At 66.2% G+C, this 21636-nt stretch carries 26 protein-coding genes; 14 read left to right on the forward strand and 12 right to left on the reverse strand.

All coding sequences use genetic code 11. The features are described from left to right. Positions 1-212 (reverse strand): transposase (locus tag EAH84_RS13440; protein ID WP_140869304.1); only part of this gene is annotated, 212 nt, incomplete at its 3' end. Between the two features lie 151 nt (positions 213-363). Between EAH84_RS13440 and EAH84_RS13445 the strand changes: the two genes are divergently transcribed. After that, complete coding sequence (locus tag EAH84_RS13445) at positions 364-1062, forward strand: DUF4396 domain-containing protein (protein WP_140872527.1); 699 nt, start codon at positions 364-366, stop codon at positions 1060-1062. 68 nt (positions 1063-1130) lie between these two features. Next, positions 1131-1577: a hypothetical protein gene (locus EAH84_RS13450; RefSeq protein ID WP_140872528.1), complete on the forward strand. Its 447-nt coding sequence runs from the start codon at positions 1131-1133 to the stop codon at positions 1575-1577. A gap of 31 nt (positions 1578-1608) precedes the next feature. On the opposite strand, the gene EAH84_RS13455 is transcribed toward EAH84_RS13450, so the two are convergent. Both EAH84_RS13455 and secG read right to left on the reverse strand, forming a co-directional pair. Beyond that, entirely contained in the window at positions 1609-3243 is a 1635-nt protein-coding gene (locus EAH84_RS13455; RefSeq protein WP_140872529.1) for a CTP synthase, read from the reverse strand. A gap of 86 nt (positions 3244-3329) precedes the next feature. Further along, entirely contained in the window at positions 3330-3722 is a 393-nt protein-coding gene (gene secG, locus EAH84_RS13460; protein WP_140872591.1) for a preprotein translocase subunit SecG, read from the reverse strand. Positions 3723-3967: 245 nt separating this feature from the next. Here secG and EAH84_RS13465 point away from each other — a divergent pair, with 245 nt between their 5' ends. The 8 genes from EAH84_RS13465 to eda all read left to right on the forward strand — a co-directional run bounded on the left by EAH84_RS13465 (position 3968) and on the right by eda (position 11315). Continuing rightward, entirely contained in the window at positions 3968-4288 is a 321-nt protein-coding gene (locus EAH84_RS13465) for a MarR family transcriptional regulator (RefSeq protein ID WP_140872592.1), read from the forward strand. 10 nt (positions 4289-4298) lie between these two features. Continuing rightward, entirely contained in the window at positions 4299-4607 is a 309-nt protein-coding gene (locus EAH84_RS13470; protein WP_241656607.1) for an SH3 domain-containing protein, read from the forward strand. Then, a complete protein-coding gene (gene argC, locus EAH84_RS13475) occupies positions 4604-5521 on the forward strand; it encodes an N-acetyl-gamma-glutamyl-phosphate reductase (protein WP_140872530.1) in 918 nt (305 codons plus the stop codon). Before EAH84_RS13470 ends, argC begins: the two co-directional genes overlap by 4 nt. Positions 5522-5532: 11 nt before the next feature. Next, positions 5533-6996 carry a glucose-6-phosphate dehydrogenase gene (gene zwf / locus EAH84_RS13480; RefSeq protein ID WP_140872531.1) on the forward strand — a complete coding sequence of 488 codons (1464 nt, stop codon included), beginning with the start codon at positions 5533-5535 and terminating at the stop codon, positions 6994-6996. Positions 6997-7018: 22 nt separating this feature from the next. Then, complete coding sequence (pgl, locus tag EAH84_RS13485; protein WP_140872532.1) at positions 7019-7723, forward strand: 6-phosphogluconolactonase; 705 nt, start codon at positions 7019-7021, stop codon at positions 7721-7723. 73 nt (positions 7724-7796) lie between these two features. Continuing rightward, positions 7797-9623, forward strand: coding sequence for a phosphogluconate dehydratase (gene edd, locus EAH84_RS13490; RefSeq protein ID WP_140872533.1), 1827 nt, complete (start codon positions 7797-7799; stop codon positions 9621-9623). Positions 9624-9744: 121 nt separating this feature from the next. Continuing rightward, on the forward strand, positions 9745-10713 hold the full coding sequence (glk, locus tag EAH84_RS13495) for a glucokinase (RefSeq protein WP_140872534.1): 969 nt from the start codon (positions 9745-9747) through the stop codon (positions 10711-10713). Next, the gene (eda, locus tag EAH84_RS13500) at positions 10710-11315 is read left to right on the forward strand and encodes a bifunctional 4-hydroxy-2-oxoglutarate aldolase/2-dehydro-3-deoxy-phosphogluconate aldolase (protein WP_140872535.1); all 606 of its coding nucleotides are present in this window, start codon (positions 10710-10712) and stop codon (positions 11313-11315) included. Before glk ends, eda begins: the two co-directional genes overlap by 4 nt. A 142-nt stretch (positions 11316-11457) precedes the next feature. On the opposite strand, the gene mltG is transcribed toward eda, so the two are convergent. The 6 genes from mltG to fabD form a co-directional block, all read right to left on the reverse strand. Further along, positions 11458-12426, reverse strand: coding sequence for an endolytic transglycosylase MltG (gene mltG / locus EAH84_RS13505; RefSeq protein WP_140872536.1), 969 nt, complete (start codon positions 12424-12426; stop codon positions 11458-11460). A 100-nt stretch (positions 12427-12526) separates the two neighbouring features. Further along, positions 12527-13783, reverse strand: a complete 1257-nt coding sequence (gene fabF, locus EAH84_RS13510; RefSeq protein WP_140872537.1) for a beta-ketoacyl-ACP synthase II — start codon at positions 13781-13783, stop codon at positions 12527-12529. Positions 13784-13888: 105 nt separating this feature from the next. After that, positions 13889-14125, reverse strand: a complete 237-nt coding sequence (locus EAH84_RS13515) for an acyl carrier protein (protein ID WP_017979028.1) — start codon at positions 14123-14125, stop codon at positions 13889-13891. 97 nt (positions 14126-14222) lie between these two features. After that, positions 14223-14963, reverse strand: coding sequence for a 3-oxoacyl-[acyl-carrier-protein] reductase (gene fabG, locus EAH84_RS13520; protein ID WP_140872538.1), 741 nt, complete (start codon positions 14961-14963; stop codon positions 14223-14225). Position 14964: 1 nt separating this feature from the next. Beyond that, positions 14965-15396, reverse strand: a complete 432-nt coding sequence (locus EAH84_RS13525; RefSeq protein ID WP_140872539.1) for a GxxExxY protein — start codon at positions 15394-15396, stop codon at positions 14965-14967. A gap of 68 nt (positions 15397-15464) precedes the next feature. Further along, positions 15465-16424: an ACP S-malonyltransferase gene (gene fabD / locus EAH84_RS13530; protein WP_140872540.1), complete on the reverse strand. Its 960-nt coding sequence runs from the start codon at positions 16422-16424 to the stop codon at positions 15465-15467. A 184-nt stretch (positions 16425-16608) separates the two neighbouring features. Here fabD and EAH84_RS13535 point away from each other — a divergent pair, with 184 nt between their 5' ends. The 4 genes from EAH84_RS13535 (at position 16609) to rplI (ending at position 18463) form a co-directional block, all read left to right on the forward strand. Further along, the gene (locus tag EAH84_RS13535; RefSeq protein ID WP_241656608.1) at positions 16609-16998 is read left to right on the forward strand and encodes an RcnB family protein; all 390 of its coding nucleotides are present in this window, start codon (positions 16609-16611) and stop codon (positions 16996-16998) included. A gap of 149 nt (positions 16999-17147) precedes the next feature. After that, the gene (gene rpsF, locus EAH84_RS13540) at positions 17148-17594 is read left to right on the forward strand and encodes a 30S ribosomal protein S6 (protein ID WP_140872541.1); all 447 of its coding nucleotides are present in this window, start codon (positions 17148-17150) and stop codon (positions 17592-17594) included. Beyond that, the gene (gene rpsR / locus EAH84_RS13545) at positions 17594-17818 is read left to right on the forward strand and encodes a 30S ribosomal protein S18 (protein WP_007403456.1); all 225 of its coding nucleotides are present in this window, start codon (positions 17594-17596) and stop codon (positions 17816-17818) included. The genes rpsF and rpsR overlap by 1 nt, the downstream gene beginning before the upstream one ends. 12 nt (positions 17819-17830) lie before the next feature. Then, positions 17831-18463 (forward strand): 50S ribosomal protein L9, encoded by a 633-nt coding sequence (gene rplI / locus EAH84_RS13550; protein WP_140872542.1) that lies wholly within the window; start codon positions 17831-17833, stop codon positions 18461-18463. Positions 18464-18729: 266 nt separating this feature from the next. Here rplI and EAH84_RS13560 read toward each other — a convergent pair whose 3' ends face one another. The 3 genes from EAH84_RS13560 to mutL all read right to left on the reverse strand — a co-directional run bounded on the left by EAH84_RS13560 (position 18730) and on the right by mutL (position 21622). After that, positions 18730-19065 carry a hypothetical protein gene (locus EAH84_RS13560; RefSeq protein ID WP_161978399.1) on the reverse strand — a complete coding sequence of 112 codons (336 nt, stop codon included), beginning with the start codon at positions 19063-19065 and terminating at the stop codon, positions 18730-18732. Next, positions 19041-19571 (reverse strand): hypothetical protein, encoded by a 531-nt coding sequence (locus EAH84_RS13565; RefSeq protein WP_140872545.1) that lies wholly within the window; start codon positions 19569-19571, stop codon positions 19041-19043. Before EAH84_RS13565 ends, EAH84_RS13560 begins: the two co-directional genes overlap by 25 nt. Positions 19572-19852: 281 nt before the next feature. Then, positions 19853-21622, reverse strand: a complete 1770-nt coding sequence (gene mutL / locus EAH84_RS13570) for a DNA mismatch repair endonuclease MutL (RefSeq protein ID WP_140872546.1) — start codon at positions 21620-21622, stop codon at positions 19853-19855. Between the last annotated feature and the right edge of the window lie 14 nt (positions 21623-21636).

The following is a 21636-nucleotide window of genomic DNA, read 5'->3' on the forward strand; positions in this document are numbered from 1 at the left end:
GTCACGTCGATCGCCGGTTCGCTCGCGGCCGGCTCCGATCCGAATACGTCCGCCGCGCCCTCCAGCAGCCGGGATCGCCACTGGTTGATGAGGTTTGGATGCACGTCATACTGCTGCGCCAACTCGGCCAGCGTCTTCTCACCCTTCACGGCAGCCAGAGCTACCTTGGCCTTAAACGCCGGGCTGTGATTCCGGCGGGGTCGCTTGCTCATCTTGCCTCCTGGGGCGGCCAACATGGCCGCGGTCAGATCGGCAATCCACTTATCCCCGCTGTTCAGATTTCCCGAGCCACCTCTGACAGGCGATCGAGCCAGCGGATCGAAATCCGCAGCCGTTGCGTTCGCCAACGAGAAAGGAGACCGAATGCCCCTCGTTCCCGACTGGCTACACCTGCTCGCGGTCGCGTCGCTCATGGTCGGCGTGACCTGCGCGATCGTCATCGCCTTGGACGAGTGGCGCCATCCGCAAAAGATGTGGATCATGAATCTGGTCTGGCCGCTCACCGCGCTGTTCGGCAGCGTGGTCTGGCTCGGTTTCTACTACAGTTTCGGGCGTAACGCGGGCGAAATGCCCGACGATCCGCCGATGCCCATCGCGGTCGCCAAGGGTGCCTCGCACTGCGGCGCAGGCTGCGCGCTCGGCGACTTGATCGTCGAATGGCTGGTCTTCGCGGTTCCGGGAATCGCGATATGGTTTGGCTGGCAATCGATATTTCACGACAAGATCATCGCGGTCTGGATCCCCGATTACCTGCTCGCCTTTCTGATCGGGATTGTCTTCCAGTATTTCACGATCGTGCCGATGCGCGACCTGTCGGTCGGCGAAGGCATCTGGGCGGCGATCAAGGCCGATACGCTGTCGATCACCAGCTGGCAGGTCGGCATGTACGGGATGATGGCGATCGGGCAGTTCGTCTGGTTCAGCCAGGCTTACGGCGGCACCGCGGCAGTCGACACCCCCGAATTCTGGTTCCTGATGCAACTCGCGATGCTCGCCGGCTTCGCGACCGCCTATCCCGTCAACTGGTGGCTGATCAGCGCAGGTTTCAAGGAAAAGATGTAGCGGGGCGGCCGCCGATGATTAGCGAAGGTTTTACCGATGTCCGGCAGGGTGACGGCTGGAGAGCGATCATGACCGAACGGCCACTCGACGAATTCATCAGGCAACAGACCCGTATTCTCGCGCTGTTTAACGGCGTGCGACCGCTGCTGAGCGGGTCGCTCGACCACGCGCGCGATCGATTGCCCGCGATGCGCCAGGAGATCGTCGGCGCGATGCAGGAATGTCAGATCTACAAACACGCGCGACTCTATGATCCGCACATCGCGAGCGGCTCGCCGCATCGGCGCGCGGTGCAGGAACTGAAGATCGGCTGCATCATGCTCGGCGAGAAATATATCGCGCATTATCGCGCCTGGGATACCGCCGCGGTCGCCGCGAACTGGCACGGCTTTCGCCTGTCGGCGCTGGCAATCATGACCGAAACCCGCAAAAGCCTCGGTGAGGAAGCCGACGCGGTCCGCGCATTGGATCTTCACCCGGTCGAGCCGATCGGGCGCAAGCGCCTGGCGGCGTGATCCGGATCGCCGATCGCCCCGGCGCGCCGCGTTAGACCAACCGACTCTGCTTCACCGCGGCCTCGATGAAGCTCGCGAACAGCGGATGCGGATCGAACGGCTTGCTCTTGAGTTCGGGGTGGAACTGGACACCGACGAACCACGGATGATCGGGGCGCTCGACAATCTCGGGCAGCATCCCGTCGGGGCTCATCCCGCTGAACACCAGTCCGCCGCGCTCGAGCGCGTCCTTGTACCCGGTGTTGACCTCGTAGCGGTGGCGATGACGTTCGGAGATATGCGTGCCGCCATAGATCGACGCGACGACGCTGTTGCCGGCCAGCGTCGCGTCATAGGCACCGAGCCGCATCGTTCCGCCCAGATCGCCCTCGGCCTCGCGCTGTTCGAGCCCGTCCTTGCCCATCCATTCGGTGATCATGCCCACGACGGGTTCGTCGGTCGGGCCGAATTCGGTCGAGCTGGCGGCGGCGATTCCGGCGAGATCGCGCGCGCCCTCGACGCACGCCATCTGCATCCCGAAGCAAATCCCGAAATAGGGAATGTCGCGGGTCCGCGCGAACTTGACCGACTTGATCTTGCCCTCCGCGCCGCGCTCGCCGAACGCGCCGGGGACCAGGATCGCGTCGCACGGTTCGAGGTGCGCGGCGATGTCGCTGTCGTCCTGCTCGAACAGTTCGGCGTCGATCCAGCGGACGTTGACCTTCACCTTGTTGGCGATCCCGCCATGAACCAGCGCCTCGTTAAGCGACTTGTACGCGTCCTGCAGCCCGACATATTTGCCGACGACGCCGACCGTCACCTCGCCTTCGGGGTTCGTCAGCCGATCGACGATCTCGGCCCAGCGCGACAGGTCGGGCGACGACGACGGCGTGATCCCGAACGCGCGCAGCACTTCCGAATCCAGCCCCTCGCCGTGATATTGCAGCGGCACTGCATAGATGCTCTTGGCGTCGAGCGCGGGGATGACAGCGCTTTCGGGGACGTTGCAGAACAGCGCGATCTTCGCGCGCTCGGATGCAGGCAACGGATGTTCGCACCGGCATACCAGCACGTCGGGTTGGACCCCCAGCGCGGCAAGTTCGCGGACCGAATGCTGCGTCGGCTTGGTCTTCAGCTCTCCCGCCGCAGCGATATAGGGGACCAGCGTGACGTGGATGCTGATCGCGTTGCCGCGGCCCTCCTCGTTCCGCAGCTGGCGAATCGCCTCGATGAAGGGGAGCGATTCGATGTCGCCGACCGTCCCGCCGATCTCGCACAGCACGAAATCGAGGTCATCGGTCTCGGCGCGCGCGAACGTCTTGATCGCGTCGGTGACGTGCGGGATCACCTGGACGGTCGCGCCCAGATAGTCACCGCGGCGCTCGCGGGTGATGATCTGCTGATAGATGCGCCCCGACGTGATGTTGTCCGACTGGCGACTCGCTACCCCGGTGAAGCGTTCGTAATGGCCAAGGTCGAGGTCGGTCTCCGCGCCATCGTCGGTGACGTACACCTCGCCGTGCTGATACGGGCTCATCGTGCCCGGATCGACGTTGAGATAGGGATCGAACTTCCTGATCCGGACCCGGTAGCCGCGCGCCTGCAGGAGCGCGGCGAGCGAGGCCGCCATCAGGCCTTTGCCCAGCGACGAGACCACGCCGCCGGTTATGAAAATGAACCGTGCCATGGGAAGAACCGCCTAGCGTGTGAGGGGGGCAAGCGGCAAGGGCGCGCGGGCGATGACCCGCGCGATTTCTCGCCGAATATAAACGATCAGCGTTGCAGCGGAACCGACGAACCGTCTGCGGGCGCGGCGCCATTGCCGGCCGCAGCGGCCGCCGCAGCGCCCTGGAACGGCGCGGCGTCGGCGGGCGCGTTGGGCACCGCGTCCTGCCGCGGCGCGGGCGCGCTGCGCACCAGCGAGGTATCAATGGTCTGCGATTTCCGACTCGCCGCGTAGAAGGCGAGGACGATCGACATGCCGACGAACAGCGCCGCGAGCGTCGCGGTGGCACGGGTCAGGAAATCCGCTGCGCCGCGCGCCGACATCAGCCCCGACGGGCTGCCGCCCATCCCGAGCCCGCCACCTTCCGATCGCTGCATCAGGATCACCGTCACCAGCGCCGCGGCGATGATGGCATGGATGGCAAGGAGGAAGGTGAACATGCGAACAGAAATCCCGATTGCACACGCCGACACCGGCGCGAAGCCGCGCACATAGGCGAGGCCCCGAAAGCGATCAACCGCAGCGCGCATCGGGCGGCTCGTGTCGAAAATGCGAAAATTCGCGCGGCAACCACGGAAACAAGCCGCATTTGCGTGCGTTATGACTGCGTAACGACACCCCCTTCGACGTCATAAATCGGAAAACCCCTATCGTGTCCAACGCCCTGGCATCGCTATCGACCTGGATGACGGCCTTGGTTGACTATGTCCGTTCGGGGGAGCCAGATCTCACCAATCGCCAGATGGCGTTGCTGCTCTTGGTCTACCTTCGCCCCGGCCCGCACACCGTCCGTGGTCTTGCCCGCGCGCTCAACGTCTCAAAGCCCGTCGTGACGCGCGCCTTGAACAGGCTGGGTGGCCTCGGCTATCTGCGCCGCCAGCGCGACGATAGCGACAAGCGCAACATTTTCGTCGCGCGCACCACCGAAGGGGCAGATTTCCTTGAAGAGTTCGGGCATTTCATCGGCGAATCCGGCGCTCCCGGTCGGCAGCAGGCCTTCGCGTAAGGCGTTCGCGTTGACGGGGCCATCGGTCGTCCTCAATCCGACGACGCACGCGGTGCGCGGCGATCTTGCCGACGTCCGCCTCGCTGAATATGTCTTCGCTCCGCATTATGCCGCACCGATGGTGTGTGTCGCCAACCGCGTCGCACCGCTCCGCGCCCAACGGGTCGGCGGCGAGATTCTCGCCGAACTGACGATTGCCGAACAGTTCGAGGTGCTTGAACTCGCCGGCGCCAACGCATGGGGAATCGCACCCGAACGCGGGCTGGTCGGCTATGTCGAACGCACCGCGCTCGATCAGGTCGCGTCGGCGGCGGCGTGACCGTTTCGGTCTTCATCGACGGTGCGGTCGGCACTACCGGCCTCGAAATTCGCGATCGGCTTGTCGGGCGCGCAGATCTGACGCTGATCACGCTCGACGAGGCCCGCCGCAAGGATAGCGCGGCGCGGCGTGACGCGTTGAACGATGCCGATATCGCTATCCTCTGCCTCCCCGACGATGCCGCGGTCGAGGCGGTCGCACTGATCGACAACCCGCACACCCGCGTCATCGACGCGTCCAGCGCGCACCGGGTCGCGGACGGCTGGACCTACGGCTTTCCCGAACTCGGGCATGACGTTGCAGGCGCGCTGCGCGTGTCGAACCCTGGCTGCTACCCCACCGGCTTCCTCGCGCTGGTCGCGCCACTGGTGCGCGCCGGGCTGATTCCTGCGGCATGGCCGCTCACCGTCAATGCGGTGTCGGGCTATTCGGGGGGCGGCAAGGCGCTGATCGAGCGGGTCGAGCGCGATGCCACCCTCGGCTTTCGGGATTACGGCTTTTCGCTCGCGCACAAGCACGTGCCCGAGATGCAGCGCCACGCCGGGCTCGCGCATCCTCCCGTCTTCGCGCCGATGGTCGCGCGCGCGTTTCGCGGCATGATCGTCGAGGTGCCGCTGCCGCTCGGCGCGATGCCCGGCAAGCCGTCGCCGCAGGCTATCCTGGGCGCGATCGAGGTCGCGTTCGCCGGCTGCGCGGTCGTCTCCGTCCACCGTGACCGGCCCGACGAGCTGCTGATCGCGGTCGACGCCGCGCCGACCGACCGGCTCGACCTCTACGTTTTCACGAACGAGGCTGGCGACCAGGCCCGCCTCGTCGCGACGCTCGACAATCTGGGCAAGGGCGCCAGCGGCGCCGCGGTCCAGAACCTCAATATCATGGCCGGGGCCGATCCGCTCACCGGCCTCGTCCTCTAAAGGAGTTCGCGATGGAGCGCACACCGGTCGGCAAGGTTCTTCTCTTCGGCGCGACGGGCGATCTCGCGCAGCGGATGCTGCTGCCCTCGCTGTTCGGGCTCCACACCGACGGGCTGCTCCCCGACGGGCTGACGATCACCGGATCGGCACGGTCCGACTTCGCCGACAAGGAATATCGCGAATTCGCGCGCAAGGCGCTTGATGAATTCCTTCCCAAGGAATTGAAGGACAAGAAGGGGATCGACGCGTTCCTCGAACGCCTGTTCTTCCAGCCGTGCGACCTGTCCGACCAGAAGACTTTCCCCGCGCTCGCGGAAAAAATCGGCGACGTCTCGGGCGGGCTCGCGATCTTTCTGTCCACCGCACCCTCGCTGTTCGAACCCGCGGTCAAGGGCCTCGAAAAGGTCGGGCTCGCCGGTCCCACCGTGCGGATCGGGCTCGAAAAACCGCTGGGCTACGACCTCGCCTCGTCGATCGAGATCAACGACACCGTCGCCGCGGCGTTCAGCGAGGACCGGATCTTCCGGATCGACCATTATCTCGGCAAGGAGACGGTCCAGAACATCCTCGCGCTGCGCTTCGGCAACACCTTCTTCGAACCGATCTGGAACGCGCAGGGGATCGACAACGTCCAGATCACGATCGCCGAGACCGTCGGGCTCGAGGATCGCGCGGGCTATTACGAGACTGCGGGCGCGCTGCGCGACATGGTCGCCAACCACATGCTCCAGTTGCTGGCGTTGATCGCGATGGAACCCCCCGCCAACTACGATCCCACCGAAATCCGCGACGAGAAATCGAAGATTTTCCGCGCGCTGCGCCACATGGCGCCCGAGGAAGTGCCCGCCAACACCGTCACCGGCCAATATGTCGAAGGCGCGGTGAAGGGCGAGGTCGTCAAGGGCTATGACGGCGAACTGGGCTATGATTCGAACGTTGAAACCTTCGTCGCGATCAAGGCGCATGTCGACAATTGGCGCTGGCAGGGCGTCCCCTTCTACCTGCGCACCGGCAAGCGCCTTCCCGTCCGTCGCAGCGAGATCGCGATCCAGTTCAAGCCCGTCCCGCATTCAATGTTTTCGGGGCGTGGCGGGCTGCTCCAGCCCAACACCCTCGTCATCCGCCTCCAGCCCGAGGAATATATCGAGCTGCTCGTGATGTCGAAACAGCCGGGGCTCGACCGCGAGGGCGTCAAGCTGCGCGAACTCCCCTTGAAACTCAGCCTCGACGCCGAATATGCGGGAACGCGGCGGCGGATCGCGTATGAACGGCTGCTGCTCGACCTGATCGAGGGCGACCAGACCTTGTTCGTCCGCCGCGATGAGGTCGAGGCGCAATGGCGGTGGATCGACGCGATCCGCGCGGGCTGGGCCGCCAACGCGACCAAGCCGAAACACTATCCCGCGGGCACCTGGGGCCCGAGCGCCGCGATCGCGCTGACCGAACGCGATGGCGTGACGTGGATGGACGACTGAATTCCATAATCGAAAGAATGACATGACCGAGATCGAATGGTGGGAATATGACGACGCGGACGAATTCGCCGCCGCCGTCGCGGGCGACATCCAGTTCGTCATCGAAAGCGCGCTCGACGCGCGCGGCTCCGCGGTGGTCGCGCTGGCGGGGGGCAAGACCCCCCTGCCCGCCTATCAGAAGCTCAGCCAGGCCAAGCTGGACTGGAAGAAGGTGACGATCGTCCCGACCGACGAACGCATCGTGCCATTGGGCGACGACCTGTCGAACGTCACCGCGCTCGCCAAGATCTTCCTGCCCAAGGGCGCGCGGGTGATGCCGATCGTGCCGGGCGCGAACGACGACTACAAGGCCGCGGGACGGTCGGCAGATGCGCTGATGCAGGATCTCCACTGGCCGCTCGATTTGTGCGTGCTCGGGATGGGCGGCGACGGGCATACCGCCTCGATCTTCCCCGGCCCCGATTTTGACGAGGCGCTCAACGGCCCCAAGGAACGCCGCGCGCTCGGCGTCATGCCCGATCCGCTGCCCCCCGAAGCCCCCGTCGCGCGCGTGTCGCTCAGCCGCCAGGGAATCGTCACCGCGCGCGCACTGATGATCGCGATCACCGGCGATGCGAAGAGGAAGGTGCTCGAACAGGCGATCGCCGAGGGCGCAGGGTCGCCGCTGCCGATCGGCCGGGTGCTGGCGGATGTGGAATTGCCGGTGGATATTCACTGGGCGGGGTGAGTTTTGTGTCCCCGCGAAGGCGGGGACCCAGACTGGGCTCCCGCCTTCGCGGGAGCACAAGACGGAGTAGGCCATGAACCCCGAAATATCCGCGGTCACCGACCGGATCATCACCCGCTCGCGCGCCAGCCGCGCCGGGTACCTCGCGTTGATCGAGCGCGAGCGCGACACCTGGATCGGGCGCCCGTCGCTCGGCTGCGCCAACCTCGCCCACGCCTATGCCGGCACCGCCGAAGACCGCGACGCGATGAAGGCCGACGGTGGCATGAACATCGGTATCGTCACCGCGTACAACGACATGCTGTCCGCCCACGCGGTCTATTACCGCTACCCCGAACTCATGAAAGTCTGGGCGCGCGAGGTCGGCGCCACCGCGCAGGTCGCGGGTGGTGTCCCCGCGATGTGCGACGGCGTGACGCAGGGCTATCCGGGGATGGAGCTGTCGCTGTTCAGCCGCGACACGATCGCGCTCAGCACCGTGATCGCGCTCAGCCACGGCACGTTCGAGGGCGCGGCGCTGCTCGGCATCTGCGACAAGATCGTCCCCGGCCTGTTGATGGGCGCGCTGCGCTTCGGACATCTGCCGATGGTGCTGATCCCCGGCGGACCGATGCCGACCGGCCTCTCCAACAAGGAAAAGGCCGCGGTCCGCGAACGCGCCGCGATCGGCAAGGCGGATCGCGAGGAATTGCTCGAGGCGGAGATCGGCGCGTATCACGGCAAGGGCACCTGCACCTTCTACGGCACCGCCAACACCAACCAGATGATGATGGAGGTGATGGGGCTCCACATGCCCGGCAGCGCCTTCGTCAATCCGGGCACCAAGCTGCGTCAGGAACTGACCCGCGCCGCGGTGCATCGGGTCGCGGGGCTCGGCTGGCGCGGTGACGATTACCGCCCGCTCGGCCACTGCGTCGACGAACGCGCGATCGTCAACGCCGCGGTCGGGCTGCTCGCGACCGGGGGGTCGACCAACCATTTGCTCCACGTCCCCGCGATCGCGCGCGCAGCCGGCATTGTTATTGACTGGGATGATTTCGACCGCCTGAGCCGCGCGGTGCCGCTGATCGCACGGGTCTATCCCAACGGCAGTGCCGACGTGAACGCGTTCGAGGCGGCGGGCGGCATGCCCTATGTCATCCGCGAACTGATCGCGAGCGGGCATCTCCACGGCGATATCCGCACGATCGGTGGTGACGACCTGAATGCCTATGCGCGCAAGCCCGTGATCGAGAACGACGCGCTCGCCTGGCAGTCGGTCGGCGACAGCGGCGACGACACGATTCTGAAGCCAACGACCGCGCCGTTTTCTCCCGACGGCGGGATGAGGATTCTCAGCGGCAATATCGGCCGCGCCTGCATCAAGGTCTCCGCGGTGGAACGCGACCGCTGGGTCATCGAAGCACCCGCGCGCGTCTTCCAGGACCAGCTCGACGTGATCGAGGCGTTCCGGCGCGGCGAACTCGACCGCGATGTCGTCGTCGTCGTCCGCTTCCAGGGGCCGCGCGCCAACGGCATGCCAGAACTTCACAAACTGACCCCGCCGCTCGGCGTGCTCCAGAACCGCGGGTACCGGGTCGCGCTGGTCACCGACGGGCGCATGTCAGGGGCGAGCGGCAAGGTGCCGTGCGCGATCCACTGCTCGCCCGAAGCGCTGCCAACCAGTGAAGGGGTGGGCGGCGCGATCGGGCGGATTCGCGATGGCGATCTGATCCGGGTCGATGCGGTGGCGGGCACGCTCGAAGCGCTGGTGGAGGTGGACGAGTGGGCGAACCGCCAGTTCGCCACCGCGCCGCCGCCCGCAACTGGCATGGGGCGTGAATTGTTCGGTCTGTTCCGCAGCGCGACTGACGAGGCCGAAAAAGGCGCGTCGGCGGTGCTGGCGGGCGCGGGGTTATAGGACGGACTGTCCTCACCCTTCCCACCAGCTGACGCTGGCGGGCCCCTTCCCTCTCCCGTCGGGAGAGGGAGGGAGGCGCGGAACGCGCCGGAAGGGTGAGGACAAGCCAAGAGGAATGACGATGGAAGTAGTAGCAGTCGACATTGGTGGCACCCACGCCCGCTTCGCGATCGCCGAGGTCGAGAACGGTCGCGTCGTCTCGCTCGGCGATCCGGTCACGCAACAGACCGCCGAACACGCCAGCCTGCAGACCGCATGGCAGGCGTTCGAGGCGACCCATGGCCAGCCGCTCCCCAAGGCCGCAGCGATTTCGGTCGCCTCGCCGATCACCGGCGACGTCATTCGCCTTACCAACAACCCGTGGATCATCCGCCCCTCGCTCATTCCCGAGCGGCTTGGCGCCGACACCTACACGATCATCAACGATTTCGGCGCGGTCGGCCATGCGGTGGCGCAATTGCCCGAAACCGATTTCGATCATCTGTGCGGCCCCGACACGCCCTTGCCCGCGCTCGGCATCACCACCGTCTGCGGCCCCGGCACGGGCCTCGGCGTCGCGCAGGTCTTCCGCACGCCCACGCGCTATCACGTCCTTTCGACCGAGGGCGGCCATGTCGATTTCGCGCCGCTCGACGCCATCGAGGACGCGTTGCTCAAGCGCCTCCGCGCCAAATTCACGCGCGTCTCGACCGAGCGCGTCGTCGCGGGGCCTGCGATCGTCGCAATCTACGAGACGCTCGCCGAGTTGGAGGGCCGCGCGGTCCCGAGCCGCGACGACCGGGCGATCTGGACCGAGGCGCTCGAAGGCACCGATTCGATCGCGCTCGCCGCGCTCGATCGCTTCTGCCTGTCGCTCGGCGCGGTCGCGGGCGATCTCGCGCTGGCGCACGGCGCGACGGGGGTCGTGATCGCGGGCGGGCTGGGCTTACGGATCAAGGACCGCCTGATCCGCTCGGGGTTCGACCAGCGGTTCATCGCCAAGGGCCGGTTTCAGTCGATGATGGGGGGAATCCCGGTCAAGCTCATCACCCACCCCCAACCCGGCCTGTTCGGCGCCGCCGCCGCTTTCGCCCAGGAACATTGCTCATGACCGATATCGCCACCATCATGCAGACCAGCGCGGTAATTCCCGTCCTCGTCATCGATGATGCCGCCACCGCCCGCCCGCTCGCCGAGGCGCTGGTCGCAGGTGGCTTGCGCGTGCTCGAGGTGACGATGCGCACCCCCGCCGCGCTCGATGCGATCCGGGCGATGAAACAGGTCGAGGGCGCGATCGTCGGCGCGGGTACGGTGGTGACGCCCGACCAGTTCGACCAGGTGATGGCGGCGGGCGCCGAATTCATCGTCTCTCCCGGGCTGTCGCAGCGGCTCGGCGAGCGGATCGTCGCGAGCGGGGTACCGTTCTTGCCCGGTGTCGCGACCGCGGGCGACATCATGCGCGGGCTCGACCTGGGGCTGACGCATTTCAAGTTCTTTCCCGCCGAAACCAGCGGCGGCCTGCCCGCGCTGAAAGCGCTCGCCGCGCCCTTCTACCAGTGCCGCTTCTGCCCCACCGGCGGGATCACCGCCGCGAGCGCGCCCGGCTGGCTCGCATTCGACCCCGTGTTGTGCGTCGGCGGCAGCTGGGTCACCGGCGGCACGATGGCCGAAATCGAAGCGAAGGCGCGGGCCGCGAGCGCGTTGCGGGATTGAAATTCCTCCCCGGCACGGGGAGGGGGACCGCGCTCGCAGAGCGTGGTGGAGGGGGAGTTCCACAATCGCCGCGCTGTTGGCCCGCCCCCTCCACCAGCCTCCGGCTGGTTCCCCTCCCCGTTAACGGGGAGGATTAAGTCGCCTACATCTCCCCCCGCGCTTTTCTAATCGCATACCATTTCTGCACATTCGCATTATGCTGCGCCAGCGTGTCCGCGAACACGTGCCCGCCCGTCCCATCCGCGACGAAATACAGCGCCTGCGACGATCCCGGGTCGAGCACCGCATCGATGCTCGCGCGCCCCGGATTGGCGATCGGACCGACCGGCAGGCCGGGGCTCGCATAGGTGTTGTAGCCGTTCTTCGCCTGCAATTCCGACCGCAAGATACGGCGCCCGAGCGGCCTCCCCTTGGTGATCGGATAGATTACCGTCGGATCGGCCTGCAATGGCATCCCGCGCTTCAGCCGGTTGCCATAGACCGCGGCGACCGTCCGCCGCTCGGACGGCTTGCCGGTTTCCTTCTCGACGATCGAGGCGAGGATGATTGCCTGTTCGGGGGTCGACACCGCGATCCCCGGCTTGCGCTTTGCCCAGGCGGCGGCGAGATACCCGCGCATCGCCTGCTGCATCCGTGCCACCACCGACGCGCGCGTATCGCCGCGCTGGAAGGCATAGCTGTCGGGCAGGATCGATCCTTCGACGGGCACCGCGACCGATCCGGTCAGTCCGTCGGCCTTCATCAGCGCATCGTGGACCATCACCGACGGATAGCCTTCGGGCACCACGACGAGCCGCTGGAGCGTCTTGCCGCCCTGGAGCAGCTTGAGGATGTCGGACTGGCTGATGTGCGCGGGCAGGCGATATTCGCCGGTCTTGATCGGCTCGCCAGACCCGAACAGCCGCGCATAGATACGGAAGCGCGTCGCGGACGGGACAGCGCCCGCCGCCGCAAGCTGCTTCGCCGCGCCGCCGAGCGTCGTGCCGTCCTTGATCTGCACCGTCAGTGTCCGGGGCGCAGGGCCGCTGCCGCCCCAACTCTGAACGACGCCGAACAGCACCGCGATCGCCGCAAGGCCGATCAGCAGAACCAGACAACCCGCCTTACGCATCCAGCAACCCTTCCGTTCGCCCTGAGCCTGTCGAAGGGCACGATCACAAAGGTCGTCCAACGCGCTTCGACAGGCTCAGCGCGAACGGAAGTTTGGGTCGTCAGACCGCCTTCATCACCAGCGACGCGTTGGTGCCGCCGAACCCGAAGCTGTTGTTGAGCACCGCCTTCACCTCGCGCTTCTTGGCGACGTGCGGCACCAGGTCGACCCCCTCGGTCCCCTCGTCGGGATTGTCGAGATTGAGCGTCGGCGGCACGATCTGGTCGCGGATCGCCAGGATGCAAAAGATGCTCTCGACCGCGCCCGCGCCGCCGAGCAGATGCCCGATCGCCGATTTGGTACTCGACATCGACGCGCCCGACAGGTCGTCGCCGAACACGCGCTTCGCCGCCGCCAGTTCGATCGTGTCGGCCATCGTCGAGGTACCGTGCGCGTTGATGTAATCGATGTCCGACGGCTCCATCCCCGCCTTGCGCAGCGCCATCCGCATCGCGAGTTCGGCACCCTTGCCCTCGGGATGTGGCGCGGTGACGTGATAGGCATCGCCCGACAGGCCGTAGCCGACGACCTCGGCATAGATTTTCGCGCCGCGCGCCTTGGCGTGCTCATATTCCTCGAGCACGACGACGCCGGCGCCCTCGCCCATCACGAAGCCGTCGCGATCCTTGTCATAGGGGCGGCTCGCCTCGGTCGGGCGATCGTTCATGCTCATGTTGAGCGCGCGCGCCTGCGCGAAACCGGCCACGCCGAGCGGGTTGATCGTGCCCTCCGCACCGCCCGCCAGCATCACGTCGGCATCGTCGTCCTTGATCATCCGCGCGGCATCGCCGATCGAATGCGCACCGGTCGAACACGCGGTGACGACCGCATGATTGGGGCCCATCAGGCCGTATTTGATCGATACCTGACCGCTGATCAGGTTGATCAGTCGGCCGTGGACGAAATGCGGGCTGACCCGGCCGGGGCCGCGCTCATGCAGGTTGATCGATTCGATCTCGATCCCCGGCAGGCCGCCGATCCCCGATCCGATCGAGACCCCGGCGCGCAGCTTGAGTTCGTCGCTCATATGCTCGAGGCCCGCGTCCTCGATCGCCTGACCCGCGGCGTCGATGCCATAGATGATGAACGGATCGACCTGGCGCTGCACCTTGTGGTCGACGCGCTTGTCGGGGTCGAAGCCGTATTCGTGGTCCTTGGGCTTCACCTCGCACGCGATCCGGCACTTCTGGTCGCTCGCGTCGAAGCGCGTGATCGGGCCTGCGCCCGATTTGCTCGCCAGGATGTTCGCCCACGCGGTCTCGACGTCCGCGCCGAGCGGCGTCACGAGCCCCAATCCGGTTACGACGACGCGCCGCATGGCCTTCTCCAACTTGTCTTCACACCAAAACGGCTCCCCGCCCGCTTAGCCCGGGGACGGGGAGCCGTTCAAATCCGCACCCGCGATGGGTTACGGGCAAAAGGCTCAGGCCTTATGCTCGTCGATATAGGTGATCGCGTCCTTGACGGTCGTGATCTTCTCGGCGGCATCGTCGGGAATCTCGACGCCGAATTCTTCTTCGAACGCCATGACGAGCTCGACGATGTCGAGGCTGTCGGCACCCAGATCGTCGATGAAGCTCGCGTCCTCGGTGACCTTGTCGGCTTCGACGCCGAGATGCTCGACGACGATCTTCTTCACGCGGTCTGCGGTCTCGCTCATGATGTTTCCCTCTCTAAGGTGGGGGGTTGGTGGTTCCTGAACGCACGTAGAACGGGGTCGCCGCCCGCGCAAGGGCAGCGGGCCAGTTCGTTGCGCGTCAGATCATTGCCATCCCGCCGTTGACGTGGATCGTCTGCCCGGTGACATACCCCGCCTCGCGGCTCGCCAGATACACCACCGCCGCGCCGATATCCTCGCCGCTGCCAAGGTCACCCGCGGGAATCTTCGTCAGCAGCGCCGCCTTCTGCGCCTCGGGCAGCCCGTCGGTCATCGCCGAGCGGATGAACCCCGGCGCGACGCAATTGACGGTCACGTTGCGGCTCGCCAGTTCCTGCGCCAACGCCTTCGACATCCCGACCAGCCCCGCCTTCGACGCGGCATAATTGACCTGCCCCGGATTGCCGGTCTGCCCGACCACCGAGGTGATCGAGATCATCCGCCCATAGCGTGCCTTCATCATCGGCTTGGCGGCCGCGCGCATCAGCCGGAACGCCGCCTCCAGATTGACGCGGATGACGGTGTCCCACTCCTCATCCTTCATCCGCATCGCCAGATTGTCGCGCGTCACCCCGGCATTGTTGACCAGGATATCGAGCCGTCCGCCCAGCGCCGCGACCGCCTGCGGCACCAGCGCGTCGACCGCCGCGGCATCCGACAGATCGCACGGCACCGCGACATGCTCGCCCCCCAGGCTATCCCGAAACGCGCCGAGTTTCTCCGCATTCGACCCCGACACCGCCAGCCGAGCCCCCTGCCCCGCCAACGCCGCCGCAATCGCGGACCCGATCCCCCCCGACGCCCCGGTAACGAGCGCGGTCATGCCTGTGAGGTCGAACATGCTATTCTCCGTTGGAATTGATTTCGCGCAGAGGCGCAGAGGACGCAGAGGGGCGATGGTTATTGACGAGCCGTCGCACGCCTTCCCTAAGCGTTTCGCCGCCGAAATTGATGAGCAGCCCGACAGGCTGTTTTGATAATCGAAGGTACGTCAGCACTTGCTTGGCGTGAACAGGCAAAAGGCGCTCGACCGATTTGATCTCCACGACCAAACGCCGATCGACCAGTAGGTCGATCTTGAAAGCATGGTCGATCGATATGCCTTCGAATTCGATCGCGATCGAACGCTGCCGCTCCACCACATAGCCCATTGCCAAAAGCCGCGCCGCCAACACCGTCTCGTAGACGCTTTCCAGCAACCCCGGCCCCAAATCCCGATGCAACCGCAGCGCCACGTCCAATACGTCGCCACTGATCGCATCGATATCCCGCATCGCAACTCCTCTGCGTTCTCTGCGCCTCTGCGCGAAAATCCCTTCTGTTTCGCGGCTTCGCGCGAAAACTACAATCTCGCGAGCAACGCCTCGATATCGTCCATCGACACTACGCTCGTCACCTCGACCTCGGGCGCGATGCGCTTGACCATCGGGCCGAGCACCTTGCCGCCGAATTCGACGAACTGCGTCACCCCCGCCGCCGCCATCGCCGCGACCGATTCGCGCCACCGCACCATGCCCGTCACCTGGGCGACCAGCGCGACGCGGATCGCGCCGGGGTTGGCGATCGGGGCCGCATCGACATTGCAATAGAGCGGCACCAGCGGCGCGGCGATATCGGCATCGAGCAGCGCGTTCTCCATCGCATCGGCGGCATCCTGCATCAGCGAACAGTGGAACGGCGCCGATACCGGCAGCAGCACCGCGCGCTTCGCGCCCAGATCCTTGGCGAGCGCGATCGCGCGCTCGATCGCGGCGCGATGCCCCGAGATGACGACCTGCGAGGGATCATTGTCGTTCGCGACCGTGCAGACGAGCTCTTCGCCACCCTCCGCCAGGATCGAATCGCGCGCCGCTCCCGCGATGACCTCCGCAGTGGCGAGGTCGGTGCCAAGCAGTGCCGCCATCGCGCCCTCACCCACCGGCACTGCCGCCTGCATCGCGCGCCCGCGCAGTTTCAGCAGCCGCGCGGTGGTGGCGAGGTCGAACGCGCCTGCCGCACACAGCGCGCTATATTCACCCAGGCTGTGCCCCGCGACGTAATCGCAGGCGTCGGCGAGCCGCACCCCGCCTTCCTTCTCGAATACCCTGAGCGTCGCGATCGCGTTCGCCATGATCGCGGGCTGTGCATTCTCGGTCAGCGTCAGCGCCTCGGCGGGGCCGTCCGCCATGATCCGATACAGCGCCTGCCCCAGCGCGTCGTCGACCTCGTCGAACACCTCGCGCGCGAGCGGCGTCGCGGCGGCGAGCGCGGTGCCCATCCCAACCGACTGGCTCCCCTGGCCGGGGAAGATGAAGGCACGCATGTTTCTCTCCTATGTTGCTGGCGGGCGTAGAAACCTCGCTCCCCCGATGCAACCTGAACGAACCGTGCGACGTTGCGACACACCGCGACCAATTACCCGGTTTCGCGACAATCGCGCGCGACAACCAGGCCCTAGATCTGGTCTCGACGCCGCAGCGTGGCGCCGGATTTTGGGAGTTAAGACAGTGAAGAAGTTCATCATGAGCGCGGTCGCCGCGACGATGGTCCTGAGCCCGCTCGCCGTGTCGGCTGCTGACGCCGCGCCGCAGCACCGCCAGACCACGACGGTGAAGTACAAGAACAACGGTCGCAAGGTCGTCACCACCCGCACCGTCCAGCGCCAGTCCCCATATCGTCAGCCCCAGGTGCTGAACAACCAGTATCGCAACTGGCGCAAGGGTGAGCGGTTCGACCGTCGCTACGCGCAGAATTACCATGTGATCGACTATCACCGCTATCGTGGGCTTCGCGCTCCGCCGCGCGGCTACCATTATGTCCGCTCGGGCAACGACGCGGTTCTGGTCGGCATTACCAGCGGCCTCATCGCCGCGGTGATCGGTGGCGCGATCCGGTAAGGATTGCATTTCACCGGAATTCCGGTAGAAGATCCTGCAGCAGGGGCGGAAGGCGCGAGCTTTCCGCCCCTTACGCTATTGATACGAGACGACAGCCGGAGGGGCATGGCATGGGGCCATGTCAGCGATCGGCCAATGAAGGACAAGGCATGGCTCTTTACGAGCACACGTTCCTTGCGCGCCAGGATCTGGCACAGGCGCAGGTGGACGCGCTGGCGGAAGCCGCGACCAAGATCATCGAGGACAACCACGGCAAGGTCGTCAAGACCGAAACCTGGGGACTGCGCAGCCTCGCGTACAAGATCGCCAAGAATCGCAAGGCGCATTACGTCATGCTCGAAATCGACGCACCGGGCACGGTCGTCGCCGAGCTCGAACGCCAGACCCAGATCAACGAGGACGTGATCCGCTACATGACCGTCAAGGTCGATGAGCTGGAAGACGGCCCGACCGTGATGATGCGCAAGCAGGAACGCGACCGCGAACGCCGCAGCGACCGTGAAGGCGGCAGCCGTGACGGTGGCCCGCGCGGCGATCGTGGCGACCGCCCCGATCGCGCGCCGCGCCGCGACCGCGATGATGGAGACAACAACTAATGGCTCGTCCGTTTTTCCGCCGCCGCAAGTCTTGCCCGTTCTCGGCCAAGGATGCCCCCCGGATCGACTATAAGGATGTCCGGTTGCTTCAGGGCTTCGTGTCCGAACGCGGCAAGATCGTCCCCTCGCGCATCACCTCGGTGAGCGCGAAGAAGCAGCGCGAACTCGCCCAGGCGATCAAGCGTGCGCGTCATCTGGGCCTGCTGCCCTACGTCGTTAAGTAAGGAGTCCGAATAATGGACGTCATTCTGCTGGAACGCGTCGAGAAGCTCGGCGCCATCGGCGACGTGGTGAAGGTCAAGGACGGTTACGCCCGCAACTTCCTGCTGCCGAACAAAAAGGCGCTTCGCTCGAACGAAGCCAACCGCAAGGTGTTTGAATCGAACCGCGCGCGGATCGAATCGGACAACGCGACCAAGCGCGCCGAAGCCGAAAAGGAAGCGGGCAGCTTCAAGGATGCCAGCATCACGCTCATCCGCCAGGCATCGAACGCCGGTCAGCTGTACGGCTCGGTCGCGGTGCGTGACCTGATCGAGGCGCTCGTCGCCGATGGTCACAAGGTCGGCAAATCCGCAATCGTGCTCAACAAGCCGATCAAGGCGATCGGGTTGTACGACGTGAAGGTCTCGCTTCACCCCGAGGTCTCGGTCAACGTCAAGGTCAACGTCGCGCGCTCGCCCGAAGAGGCCGAGATGCAGGCCGAGGGCGTCGACGTCATGGCGGCGATGTTCGAGGAAAGCCGTGATGAAAGCGGCTTCGTCGAAAGCTACGACGCCAACGCCGAACCCGGCACGATCCTCGACGCGGAAAACACCCGCGAAGACCGCGCCGAGGCCGCGGTCGATGCAGCCGAGCAGCGCGACGCGTAAGGCGTTGCGGCTAGCCACATAGAAAAAAGGCCGTCCGGAGCGATCCGGGCGGCCTTTTTCTCGTCAGTATATGACGACCGTCTTCACGGGCAGGTGATGCACGCCCCGATCACCGCCGCGAGCGGGATAAGCGCAAAGATGAGGGGGAATATCTGCTTCATGGCCATTCTCTGTTCAGCGGTGAGTTGCCGACTAGAATGCGCACGATCGGCAAAGGTCGCGGGCCGATGAACTAAAAAGTTAACGCCGGGTAAATTGCTGTCCAATCACCATCGCAGCGTTGGTCCCAGCACCGCCGCAAACACGCCGGTCACGATCAGCCCGGCCGCGATCACGCCCCACAGCCGCCCAATCACGAAGCCGCGCGGCGTTCCCGTCTCCGGCACCGCAAAGCCGATCGAGATCATCCCCGCCAGCCCCCCGAACGACGACGCGATTGCCGATGTCAACATGATTACGATACCGACCGGGTTGAACAGCCCGACGAACGCCGCCGCCGCGCCCACCGCCAGATAATAGCCGTGCGCGATCCGCCGCCGCGCACCTTGCGTCGCCGCGCCGCCGCCGATCATCTCGGTCAGTGTCGCGATGCCCTTGCGCACCACCCAGATATAAATCGCCACCCCGACGATGAATTCGCCTGCGCGCCACGCCAGCGGCATCGGCAGCGGCCCGATCCCGCCGTCCCTGCCCGGCCCCAGGTCGCCAATCCCGATCGCCCCCGAAAACACAGATACCCCGCCGCGGTCATCGCGTGGCTCAGCCAGACATACCACCACGCCAGCCGCGCCAGATCGCCACGCATCCGCCGCCACAGCTGGAATGCCACCGCCGCGCCGATCGCATCCATCGTCGCTCCCGCCAACGCGACCGCGATATTGCCGCCGCGCCCAAGTGTCATGCACTCGACATAGAACGCGCCCAGCTCGGTCACCCGCCCGCCGAGCGCGACACACGTCGCCGCATGCCCCCCGATCTCGTGCCACATCGTCGACAACGGCATCAGCAGCAGCCCGAACCCGATCACCGTGGCCAGATCGATCCTCAACCGCGTCTCGTCGCTCTTCGCACTCCCCCACGTCGGGCTCGCGTCCGCGGATCGGATCATCGATCGCTGTCCTACAGCCCGCCCATCCTATATCGTCGCGGCTGACTGTTTGACATCGTCGATGGATCGTCGCGTGGCGAATGTCGCCGCCCGCCCGCTCATTCGAAGTGGACGCCACGGCAAAACGGCGATTCCGTGTAAACTTCGTCAACGTCGCAAGCGGGAGTGACGCCGATAATCCGCCGTGGCGTGACCTTTCGTGACCTTTCCACCCGTCATCGCCGCCCGAAGAGTGCCAATAGATACGTCGCGGCGTGACCTTTCGTAAACTTCCGCGCGGCTCACCGCCGCCCGAACAGCTTCTCGATATCGCCATGCGCCAGCTTGATCCACGTCGGGCGACCATGATTGCACTGCCCCGAATGCGGGGTGACCTCCATCTCGCGGAGCAGCGCGTTCATTTCCGCGACCGACAGCACCCGCCCCGCGCGAACCGATCCGTGGCACGCCATCGTTCCCGCGACCGCATCGAGCCGCTCCTTGAGCGACAGCGCCTCGTTATAGGCGGCGAGTTCGTCGGCGAGATCGGTGACCAGCCCGGTCGGATCGGCCTGGCCGAGCAGTGCCGGGGTCGCGCGGACCAGCACCGCGCGCGCGCCGAAGCGTTCGATCTCCAGCCCGAATTCGGCGAGTTCGGCGCCTCGAGCCTCAAGCCGGTCGCACGCGGGCTCGTCGAGTTCGACCACTTCGGGGATCAACAGCGCCTGCGCCGCAACCCGCCCGCCGACCAGCGCCGCGCGCATCCGTTCGAGGACGAGGCGTTCGTGCGCGGCATGCTGGTCGACCAGGATCAGCCCGTCCTCGGTCTCGGCGACGATATAGGTCTTGGCAACCTGCCCGCGCGCGACGCCGAGCGGGTGGTCCGCCTGCGGCGCGGGCGGCGTCCAGGCAGGTTCCGCGCGCGCTTGCGGTGGAGGGGAAAAGAAGGTCGGGCGCCGATCCATTACCGCGGTGCCCTGGTGCGGAGACGGCTCGTACCGCATCGCGCTGTCGGCGGGGATCGGCTCGCTGGTCCATCGCTGGGCCAGATCGACCGGTGCATGCCGGACCACGCGCAGTCCCGCCTCGTCGAGCGCGCGGCGCAACCCCGACACGATCAGCCCGCGGACCAGTTGCGGATCGCGGAACCGCACCTCGGTCTTGGCGGGATGCACGTTGATATCCACCTCGCCCATCGGCACGTCGAGAAACAGCGCGACCACCGCGTGGCGGTCGCGCGGCAGCATTTCGGCATAGGCCCCGCGGATCGCGCCCATCAGCAGCCGGTCCTTCACCGGCCTGCCGTTGACGACCAGATACTGGTGGTCCGCGATCCCGCGATTATAGGTGGGGACGCTTGCGACCCCGCCGAGGACATATGCCCCCGAATCGATGGCGCGGTCGAAATCGATCGGCACCGCGTTGTCGGCGAACGCGCGATCGGTGAGCGCGGCGACCCGCGTCGGGCGGTCCTGCCCCCCGGCGACTTGGAGCGCCCGGCGTCCGTCATGCTCGACGCTGAACCCGATATCGGGGCGCGCCATCGCGAGGCGGCGGACCGCATCGAGACACGCGCCATATTCTGCGCGCGCCGAGCGGAGGAACTTGCGCCGCGCGGGCACCCGCGCGAACAATTGCTCGACGACGATCCGCGTCCCCGGCGGCAGCGCCGCGGGCGCGTCGCGGACGACCTCGCCGTTATCGACCGTCCGCGCCCAGCCCTCCGCACCCGCGACGCGGCTTTCGATCGTCAGCCGCGCAACGCTCGCGATCGAGGGCAGCGCCTCGCCGCGGAACCCCAACGTCGACACCGATTCGATCGCCTCGTCTGGCAGTTTCGAGGTCGCGTGGCGCTCGAGCGCCAGCGCCATGTCGGCGCGCGTCATCCCGCCACCATCGTCGGCGACCTCGATCCGCGCCAGCCCGCCTTCGCCCAGCCCCACCGCAATTCGCGTGGCGCCCGCATCGATCGAATTTTCGACGAGTTCCTTCAACGCGCTGGCGGGTCTTTCCACCACTTCACCCGCCGCGATACGGTTGACCAGATGTTCGGGGAGACGGCGTATTGACACGGAGCATCCCCTAG

Origin of the sequence: Sphingomonas oligophenolica (genome assembly GCF_006438955.1) — a bacterium.
GTDB lineage: Bacteria > Pseudomonadota > Alphaproteobacteria > Sphingomonadales > Sphingomonadaceae > Sphingomonas > Sphingomonas oligophenolica_A.